The 426-nt window shown below is 38.7% G+C and carries 1 protein-coding gene; it reads right to left on the bottom strand.

Annotated elements, in window-relative coordinates; genetic code table 11:
• Positions 1–5: 5 nt before the first annotated feature.
• The coding region (locus E3E37_RS11220; protein WP_240921985.1) for a pyridoxal-dependent decarboxylase at positions 6–426 on the bottom strand (421 nt) is incomplete at its 5' end.

Here is a 426-nt window from a genome sequence, read left to right as displayed (position 1 = left end):
CCGATCTAGATTTCTTTTAAATCTTCCAAAAAATTCAATAAGTGTTCCCTCTTCACATGTGGCATCATGACTATTCTTATATATCCTCTGTGAGCACTTATCCCCCAGCCTCTCGCTTTAAGTTCTGCTTCGATTTTCTTGAGCTTCTTTGAACCAAAAGATACTATGTTAAGCATGGGGTTCCTTATTAAATAAACACCACCCAAAGCTTTTATTCGGTTCGCAAACCATTCAGCATTCTCCATAGCTTCTTTGACAATTCTTTTATAACCTTCAAATCCAAGATGTTTAAGAAGAGCCCAAACCGCTATCGCATTTGCCCCAGGCCTTGTACCTGTTATTGTGGCTTGGAATATTTCACCTCCTGCCAAATAAGGGGCTAAGACATTAATCGCGTCCATGTATTCCTTTTCTCTAAATATTATC

The sequence above is a fragment of the Thermococcus sp. ES12 genome (assembly GCF_012027515.1).
In the GTDB taxonomy this organism is placed as follows: Archaea; Methanobacteriota_B; Thermococci; order Thermococcales; family Thermococcaceae; genus Thermococcus; species Thermococcus barossii.
The sequence above is the reverse complement of the archived record's forward strand: the minus strand, read 5'-3'. Positions and strand labels throughout refer to the sequence as shown.